The organism is Methylobacterium oxalidis (assembly GCF_007992195.1).
GTDB lineage: Bacteria > Pseudomonadota > Alphaproteobacteria > Rhizobiales > Beijerinckiaceae > Methylobacterium > Methylobacterium oxalidis.
This window is the reverse complement of the sequence record NZ_BJZU01000110.1, coordinates 1-8598: the sequence shown is the minus strand read 5'-3', so window position 1 is coordinate 8598 and position 8598 is coordinate 1. Positions and strand designations below refer to the sequence as shown.

The following is an 8598-nucleotide window of genomic DNA, read 5'->3' as shown; positions in this document are numbered from 1 at the left end:
GCTTGCTCATGGGTCGATCCTCCGGTGGATGGGTCAGGCGGCGGCCGGGTCCTGGGTGCCGAAGGCCTCGGCGAGCTTGCCCAGGCGCCCGTCGAAGGCGGCGGCCTCCGGGTCCGGCTCGGTCTTCTCGCTGATGTTCGGCCACAGGGCCGCGTACTTGGCGTTGAGGGCGATCCAGCCCTCGAGCCCGGGCTCCGTGTCGGCCTTGATCGCGTCGGCGGGGCATTCCGGCTCGCAGACGCCGCAATCGATGCACTCGGCCGGGTTGATCACCAGCATCGTCTCGCCGACGTAGAAGCAATCGACCGGGCAGACCTCGACGCAGTCGGTGTACTTGCACCGGATGCAGTTCTCGGTGACGACGTAGGTCATGGCTGATCCTGCTGTGGCTCGCGGCTCAGAGCACCGCGGCGAGGTCCTGGCCCTCGAGGTTGATGGCGAGCCCCTTCATCGCCTCGGCGCTGACCTCGCCGCCCATGGCGCGGATGCTCTCCTCGCGGATGAGCGACATCAGCCCGCGGCGCAGCCCCAGGAACTCCGAGGACAGGGTCATGGCGGGCTGGCGCGGGCGCGGCAGCGGGATCGCGACCTCGGCCTTGATGGTGCCGGGCCGCGCCGTCATCACGTAGATGCGGTCGGAGAGGAAGATCGCCTCGTCGATGTCGTGGGTGACGAACAGCACCGAGATCTTCAGGCGCTGCCACATGTTGGTGAGGATCTGCTGCATGATGAGCCGGGTCTGCGCGTCGAGGGCGCCGAAGGGCTCGTCGAGGAGCAGGATGCGCGGGCCGGTGGCCAGCGCCCGCACGATGCCCACGCGCTGCTTCATGCCGCCCGAGAGCCGGTCCGGATAGTGGTTCTCGAAGGGCGTCAGCCCGGCGAGGCCGAGCAGCGTGCGGGCCTGGCGCTGGCGCTCGGACCGGGGCACGCCCTTCATCTTGAGGCCGAACTCGACGTTCTCGCGCACGGTCTTCCAGGGGAAGAGCGAGTATTGCTGGAAGATCATGCCGCGCTCGGCGCCCGGCCCCGAGACCGCCTCGCCGTCCACGGTGACGCGGCCGGCGGTCGGGGTGAGGAAGCCCGCGAGGGCGTTCAGGAGCGTCGACTTCCCGCAGCCCGAGGGGCCGATGATCGAGACGAACTCGCCGGGCTCGACGGTGATGCTGGCCTCCGAGACGGCCTCGACGGCCCCCTCCATGGTCTCGTAGCGCAGGCAGAAGTCGCGGACCTCGATGAGGCCCCGGGCCGTGGCGGCCATGGCAGGCTCCTTGGTTGCGGAGGGCGGTCCCGCGCGGGTCTTTCAGTTCCTCAGCGCGCCGCGCGGGTCTTGGATTCTTCGGCGCGCCGCGCGGGTCTTGGATTCTTCGGCGCGCCGCGCGGGTCTTGAGTTGTTCAGCGCGCCGCGCGGGTCCTGGATTCTTCAGCGCGCCGCGCTCCAGGGCATCGCGAGCCGGCCGAGCAGGCGGATCGCGAAGCTCGAGACGAGGCCGAGCACGCCGATCGTGATCATGCCGAGCGCGATGTCGGCGTACTGGACGAGGGAGTAGGCCTCCCAGGTGAAGTAGCCGATGCCGAACTGGCCCGAGATCATCTCGGCGGCGATCAGCGAGACCCAGGCCACCCCCATGCCCACGGTCAGCCCCGTGAAGATCTGCGGCAGCGAGGCCGGCAGGTAGACCTCGCGGAACAGGGCGCCCTCGCGGGCCCCGAGGCAGCGCGCCGCCCGCACCAGCACGGGATCGACCGCGGCCATGCCCTGCAGCGTGTTGATCAGGATCGGGAAGAACGAGCCGAGGAAGGTGATGAAGACGATCGAGCCCTCGTTCGTCGGCCAGAGCATGATCGCCATCGGCACCCAGGCGATGGCCGGGATCGGCCGCAGCACCTCGCAGATCGGGAAGGCGACCTCGCGCAGCAGCCGGAAGCGGCCCATCAGGAGCCCGAGGGGCACCGCGACGCCGGCCGCCAGGAGGAAGCCGAACAGGATGCGGCGGCAGCTCATCAGCACGTGGTCGGCGAACATCGGGTTCTTCAGCGCGAGCAGCGCCCGCTGCAGCACGTCCTCGGGCGTCGGCACGTTGACGAAGCGCACGTAGAAGCTGACGCGGTTGGCGGTCAGCACCTGCCAGGCGGCGACGAACAGCGCGAGCGACACGAGCCCGATCGCGACCGCGCGGATCTGGCCGCGGTTGAGTCGCAGCCAGCGGCGCACGAGCCCGCCGGCCGGCGGCGGGCCGGCGCGCCCGGCCGGTTCGGACCGGGAGGGGAGGCGGGTCTCGGGCGAGGCGGAGCCGGGGGAGCGGAGGGCGACGGCTTCCATCGGCTCAGCCTCCCGTCACGGCGGCCTTGAGGGCCTCGTCGAAGGGCAGGACCTTGCCGCCCCCGGACCTGGCGGCCGCCTCGGCGTCCTCCTTCAGGAGGTAGGGGGCGAGCCCGCCCGTCCCGTCCGCCACGTAGAAGGCCTGGTTGGCGAACAGCTTGATGCCGCGCGCCGCGTCGAAGACGTAGGCGACGTTGGCCTCCCGGCCCTTGGAGGTCATCTCGCCGAGCGCGCCGAGCGTGCAGGCAGCGCTGGAATAGGGCTGGATGTCGCCGCCCTTCACCCAGATCTCGCCGGCCTTGCGCGGCTCGGCGACCGGCCGCTTGCAGAACGGATCCTCGCCCGAGACCTCGTAGTTCGCCGTGCTCGCCCGCTCGCGCTCGTAGTCGAGGCCGCGCTCGGCGAAGACCCTGCGCAGGTAGCCGTCGTTGACCCAGGCCCCGACGTCGAACGCCTTGATGCGGTCGAGCTTCTGCAGGACCTTCACGTCCTCGCGCGCCGCCTCCACCAGCGGCTCCTTGATGGTCGGGTCCATCGTCATGATGCCGCCGGGCCCGAGGAAGATGTAGACCACCTCCTTGTCGGTGCCGGTCCAGGCCGCGATCTGCTCGGCCGCCCGCTTCGGGTCGGCCCTCACCCAGTCGCGGGCGTCGAGCACCGCCTTGAGGTAGGCCTCGACGATCTCCGGGTACTCCTTGGCGAAGTCGGTGCGCACCACGACGCCGTGCCAGGTCGGCAGCTTCGTCTCGACGCCGTCGAAGATCTTGCGGGCAAAGCCCCGGAAGGGCAGCAATTCGGCGAAGGGCACGAAGTCGGCGTGCGCGTCGATCTTCTTCTCCTGCAGGTTCGTCGCGCCGACCTCCGGGCTCTGGCTCACGAGGCGCATCCAGGTCGCCGGGTAGCCCTTGTCCTGCAGGGCCTTGAGGACCATGCCGTGGGCGGCCGAGCCGAACGGCACGCTGACGAGCTTGCCCTTCAGGTCCTCGAAGGAGAAGAACGCCGAGTCCTTGTGCACCACGATGCCGTTGCCCGACCCGTGGAGGTTGTAGGCGGCCACCGAGATCAGCTCGGACCGGCTCTCCGGGTTGTTCTGGAAGGTGAAGCCGTTGACGACGAGCGGGTAGTCGCCCATCGCGCCGAACTGGAGCTTGCCGGCCATCATGCCGTTGGTGACCGGCGGGCCGGAGGTGAAGTTCTGCCAGTCGAGCGCGATCGTCATGCCGGCATACCTGCCGGTCCTGGGCAGGTGCTTCTCCAGGAGCTTGAGCTGGCGGATCACGACGCCGACCGTGGCGGTGTTGGTGGTCGTGTCCTGGGTGCCGATCCCCACGGTGAGCGTCGACTGGGCGCGGGCCGGGGCGGCGAGGGCGGTCAGGGCGAGGAGGGCCGCCGCCGACACCGATCCGCATCTGGACAACAACGAGGGCATCGCGTGCTCCACTTCGGCCTGGACGATGTCCGTTCGACATCGGGGGCATGATCGGGCTGAGGCTTCGGTCCGATCAAACGGAGAGGGGATTCCCGGGTCGATTAGTTGCGCAAAAAGCCGGGGCCCCCGACCGCCTGCTGCTTGTTTGAGCGGCACGCCCGCGAATTAAGCGGCCTCCTCGCCGCCCCGCATCCGGGCGAGGCTGTCGGGCCGCAGGATCACGATCTGCGAGCGCCGCGTGACCACGACGCCCTGCGCCGCGAGCCGCTTCAGGCTGATCGTCACCCATTGCCGGGTGGCCCCGACCATGTGGGCGAGGTCGGCGTGGGTGAAGGTGGCGGCGATCACGGTGCCGTCCTCCTCCTCGACGCCGTAGAGGTCGGTGAGGTGCAGGAGGAGGTGGGCGAGCCGCTCGGTGATGGAGCGGGTGCCGAGCATCTGCGCCAGCGCCGAGTAGCACTTGCCCTTGAAGGAGAGGCCCTCGATCACGCCGAGCGCGAGGGTCGGGATCTGGGCCACGAGCCCCTGCAGCGCCTTGCCGGGCAGGTGCAGCACCGTGGAGTTCGCCGCCGCCATGCCGGACCAGCTGTGCACGCCGTTGCCGAACACCTCCGGACCGCCGACGAAGTTGCCCGGGTACCAGTAGGCGAGGGTGATCTCGCGGCCGGACGGCGCGGTGTAGAAGACCCGGATCCGGCCCGTCTCCACGAGCCAGATCCCGTCATGGGCCGTGTCCTGGCTGAACAGGGTGGCGCCCCGGTAGAGCACCCGGCGCTGGCCCTTCTCCATCACGAGGGCGAGCTCCCGCTCGGTCAGCCCCTGGAGGAGGGGGCGCGGGCCGCCGGGCTGCGGCTCGGATTCCGAGAGGATCAGCGCGCTCGCCTGCATCGGGGCGGCCGGGGCCCCGCCCGCGTGCGGGTTCCATGTCGGCGCGGGGCTCGACTGCATCGCTGGCTCCTCGATTCGCTGCATACTGCGATGCAGCAAACCTTGTACCAGCTCTAAAGTGAAGCCTGGCGGCGGGGCGCGCGGGCAGGTCGGGAGCCTGCCCGCGCGACATCGTCCCGCGGAAGGTTCGTGTTCTCCGCGCGGCCGGCGGCGGGCAAGAATCTGCGGCCCGCGGCGGGCAGGATTCTGCGCCGCGCCCGCGACGCAGGCCGTGCCCCCTACGCCTCGCCGCGGCAGCGGCCGATCGCCCAGCGGATCAGCTTGCGCACGTCGGGGTCGGGGTCCTCGGCGCCCGCCTCCAGGTAGGCGAGGCCGCGCGGGTCGGCGATCTCGCCGAGGGCGGCCGCCGCCTCCTTGCGCAGGTTGCTCACCTCGGAGGCGAGGGCGTTCCCCAGCGCGTCGACGCCGGCCTTGGCCTTGATGCGGCCGAGCGCGTTGGCCGCCTTGGTGCGCACCTGCCAGACGGGGTCGTCCATGGCGGCGATCAGCGGCTCGACGGCCTCGGGCAGGCGGATCTTGGCGATCGAGACGGCCGTCTCCTCGCGCACCTGCCAGTTCCCGTCCGTGAGGCCGGCGATCAGCGTCGAGACGCCGGGCCCGCCGGGCCGCAGGAAGACGAGGGCCGCCATGGTGGCGCGGCGCACGCTCGGGTCCGCGTCGCCCGCGGTGGCGATGAGGGCGGGCAGCGCCTCCTCGGCCTTGAGGTAGCCGATCACGCCGAGGCCCTCGCGGCGCACCTCCGGGGCGGGGCTGCGCAGCGCCCTGAGCGCCGCGGCCAGCGCGTCCGGCAGCACGAGCTCGCGCAGCGCCCGGAGGGCTGCGGCCTGCACGAACGGGTCGGCGTGCTCCGCGCGCTCGATCAGGAGCGGCCCGCAGGCGGGCTCCTTCTTCTCGGCCAGCGTGTCGGCGGCGGTGCGGCGCACCGCCTCGTCCGCGTCCTCGAGCGAGCGGACGAGGCTCTCGACCACCGCCGGCCCGTCGTGCTCGTCGAGGGCGCGGGCGGCCGCCGCCCGCACGGCCGCGTCCGCGTCGGCGAGCCCCTTGAGGAGGAGCACGGTCGCCCCGGGGCCGACGGCCTCCGCGAGCTCCATCATGGCCACGCGCCGGATGCCGGGATCCGGGTCGGCGCAGCGCTCGGCGAGGTCGTCGAGATCGTCGTCGAAGGTGTCGAACAGGGCTGCCATGACGAGCCTCAGCGCAGGAGGTAGGGGATGTTGACCTTGACCGCGTTCGTCGGGCAGTCGACCTCGCAGGGCATGCAGTACCAGCACTCGTCGTACTTCATGTAGGCCTTCTGCCGGTCCTCATCGATCGCGAGGATGTCGAGCGGGCAGACGTCGACGCAGACCCGGCAGCCCTTCTCGGCGATGCACTTCTCGTCGTCGATGACGACCGCGGCGCTCTTGGCCTGGGTGATGATCGGCATGGATAGGTCTCCGGTTCTGAGGGGACGATCACTCGGCCGCGGCCGGCGTCTTGATGCGGAGCTGGTGGTAGGCGCTCATCTCCTCGGCCGCGACGGGCACGATGAAGGGGTCGACCGCGCGCTTGGCGTGGGCCATGCGGCCGGACGCGTCCTTGAACAGCACCGTGTGGCAGCCCCACTCGGCGTCGTTGGTCTCCGGGTGATCGACGCGCAGGTGGTAGAAGCCCCAGCGGCTCTCGGTCCGGTAGAGGGAGGCCGCCGCCGCCATGTCGGCGCAGTCGAGGATCGACTGCATCTCCAGCGCCCGGTGCAATTCGTGCGGGTCGCGGGCGACGAGGAGGTCGAGATCCTCGCGGATCTCGGCGAAGCGCCGCTGGCCGAGCTCCATCTTGGCCGTGACCTTCGGCGGCTCCAGGTAGTCGTTGACGAGGCGGCGGGTCTTGAACTCCATCTCGTGGGGCGTGAGCCCGTCCGCCCGGCGGGTCGGGGCGAGCACCCGCTCCTGCTCCGCCAGGAGGTCGCCGTCGTCGTAGGCGGCGAGGTCGTGGCCCGCGCAGTAGGCGGCGGCGTCCGCGCCCGCGATGCCGCCGTTGACGAAGGCGCCGAGCATGTAGTTGTGCGGCACGCTCGCCATGTCGCCGACCGCGTAGAGGCCGGGCACCGTGGTGCGGGCGTTCTCGTCGACCCAGACGCCGGACGCCGAGTGGCCCGAGCAGAAGCCGATCTCGGAGATGTGCATCTCCACCGGGCGCTGGCGGTAGTTGTTGCCGCGCCGCTCGTGGAAGCGCCCGCGCGAGGGCCGCTCGTTGGTGTGCAGGATGGTCTCGATCTCGGAGATCGTCTCCTCGCGCAGATGATCCATCTTGAGGAAGACCGGGCCGTTGCCGCTCTGCAGTTCGCGCCAGAATTCCAGCATCATCTGGCCCGACCAGTAGTCGCACTCGATGAAGCGCTCGCCGCGGTTGTTGGCGGTGAAGCCGCCGAACGGCCCCGTGACGTAGGCGCAGGAGGGGCCGTTGTAGTCCTTGATCAGCGGGTTGATCTGGTAGCACTCGAGGTTCGCGAGCTCGGCGCCCGCGTGGTAGGCCATGGCGTAGCCGTCGCCGCAATTGGCCGCGTTCTCGTAGGTGCCGAACAGGTAGCCGGAGGCGGGCAGGCCGAGGCGCCCGGCGGCGCCGCAGGCCAGCACCACGGCCTTGGCCTTCACGACGAGGAATTCCGAGGTGCGGGTGTTGACGCCGACCGCGCCGGCGATGCGCCCGTCCGGACCCTTCAGCAGCCTCGTCGCCATGTAGCGGTTCGTCACGCCGACCTGGAGGCGGCGGAGCTGCCGGTAGAGCACCTTCTTGACGTTGTGGCCCTCCGGCATCGGCAGCACGTAGGTCCCCATGTGGTGGACCTTGCGCATGTTGTACTCGCCGGAGCCGTCCTTCTCGAACTTGACCCCGAGCCTGTCGAGGTACTGGATCATCGGGAAGGACCCCTGCGCGTAGGCCATCACCGCCTTCTGGTTGACGATGCCGTCGTTGGCGACGGTGATCTCCTTCACGTACTGCTCGGGCGTGGCGTAGCCCGGCACGACGGCGTTGTTCAGCCCGTCCATGCCCATGCTGATCGCGCCGGAGCGCTTCACGTTGGCCTTCTCCATCAGGACGACCCGGAGCTTCGGGTCGGCTTCCTTGGCCTTGATGGCGGCCATCGGGCCGCCGGTGCCGCCGCCGATCACGAGGAGGTCGGTCTCGATGATCTCGGTCGCCGCGGTCGGGTGGAAGCTCGGGTGGAAGCTCGAGTGGAAGCTCATGGGGCTGTCTCGCATCCGGGCGGGCCGTCGCGGCCTCGCGGGTGACGGTGGGGGCGCGGGCTCAGGCCGCGGCGGGGACGGGCTTGGAGGCGTCGATCTCGGGGGCGTCGGTCTCGGCGGCCTGCTCCGGAGGGGCGGCCTCGCGGGCGAGATCGCGCAGGTAGCTCCAGGGGAAGATCCCGCGGGCGTGGCCGTCGGCGAAGGCGAGGTGCACCGCGTAGCCGCCCATCGGCTCGATGCGGGTCACCGCGGCGCCGGGGAAATCGTGCGGGAAGCGCGCCTCGATCCGCTCCCGCGTGCACCACGCGCAGCGGCAGCGCAGCCGCAGGGTCTCGGCGGTGAGGTCCCCCCTCGTGCCGTCGCGCCAGGCGAGCCGCAGGCTCGCGCCGCCGCGGGAGAGCACCGCCTCGTCGGGGATCGCGTCGGGATCGAAGGGGGGCGGGGCGGGAAGCCGCATCACGCCGCTCGTCATCGGCCACTCCTCGTTGGGTGAGGCCATTGGAGCCGAGGGGCGGGGCGGCGGACAGCAATTAGTTGCCCGCAAATCGCGATCGCCGGCGCGGTTGCCGATGGGGCGGTGCCGCGGCCCAGCCGGGGCAGGGGCCTCCTGGACCCGCACCGGATCCGGCGCGGGTCCCCTCTCCCGTCCGGGAGAGGGACGGGGTGAGGGGGTT

Annotated in this window: 9 protein-coding genes; all 9 read right to left on the bottom strand. The window is 71.0% G+C overall.

The window, feature by feature from the left end; genetic code table 11:
* Positions 1–33 precede the first annotated feature (33 nt).
* On the bottom strand, positions 34–372 hold the full coding sequence (fdxA, locus tag MOX02_RS22810; RefSeq protein WP_147028128.1) for a ferredoxin FdxA: 339 nt from the start codon (positions 370–372) through the stop codon (positions 34–36).
* 25 nt (positions 373–397) lie between these two features.
* Positions 398–1258 carry an ABC transporter ATP-binding protein gene (locus MOX02_RS22805; RefSeq protein ID WP_147028127.1) on the bottom strand — a complete coding sequence of 287 codons (861 nt, stop codon included), beginning with the start codon at positions 1256–1258 and terminating at the stop codon, positions 398–400.
* A gap of 162 nt (positions 1259–1420) precedes the next feature.
* Complete coding sequence (locus tag MOX02_RS22800; RefSeq protein WP_147028126.1) at positions 1421–2320, bottom strand: ABC transporter permease; 900 nt, start codon at positions 2318–2320, stop codon at positions 1421–1423.
* 4 nt (positions 2321–2324) lie between these two features.
* The gene (locus MOX02_RS22795; protein WP_147028125.1) at positions 2325–3749 is read right to left on the bottom strand and encodes an ABC transporter substrate-binding protein; all 1425 of its coding nucleotides are present in this window, start codon (positions 3747–3749) and stop codon (positions 2325–2327) included.
* Positions 3750–3914: 165 nt separating this feature from the next.
* Positions 3915–4637, bottom strand: coding sequence for a Crp/Fnr family transcriptional regulator (locus tag MOX02_RS22790; protein WP_238179444.1), 723 nt, complete (start codon positions 4635–4637; stop codon positions 3915–3917).
* Between the two features lie 278 nt (positions 4638–4915).
* A complete protein-coding gene (locus MOX02_RS22785; protein ID WP_147028123.1) occupies positions 4916–5881 on the bottom strand; it encodes a HEAT repeat domain-containing protein in 966 nt (321 codons plus the stop codon).
* A gap of 8 nt (positions 5882–5889) precedes the next feature.
* A complete protein-coding gene (locus MOX02_RS22780; RefSeq protein ID WP_142582591.1) occupies positions 5890–6123 on the bottom strand; it encodes a 4Fe-4S dicluster domain-containing protein in 234 nt (77 codons plus the stop codon).
* A gap of 28 nt (positions 6124–6151) precedes the next feature.
* The gene (locus MOX02_RS22775) at positions 6152–7924 is read right to left on the bottom strand and encodes a fumarate reductase/succinate dehydrogenase flavoprotein subunit (protein ID WP_147028122.1); all 1773 of its coding nucleotides are present in this window, start codon (positions 7922–7924) and stop codon (positions 6152–6154) included.
* A 61-nt stretch (positions 7925–7985) separates the two neighbouring features.
* Positions 7986–8396: a DUF971 domain-containing protein gene (locus MOX02_RS22770; protein WP_244948449.1), complete on the bottom strand. Its 411-nt coding sequence runs from the start codon at positions 8394–8396 to the stop codon at positions 7986–7988.
* Positions 8397–8598: the final 202 nt, after the last annotated feature.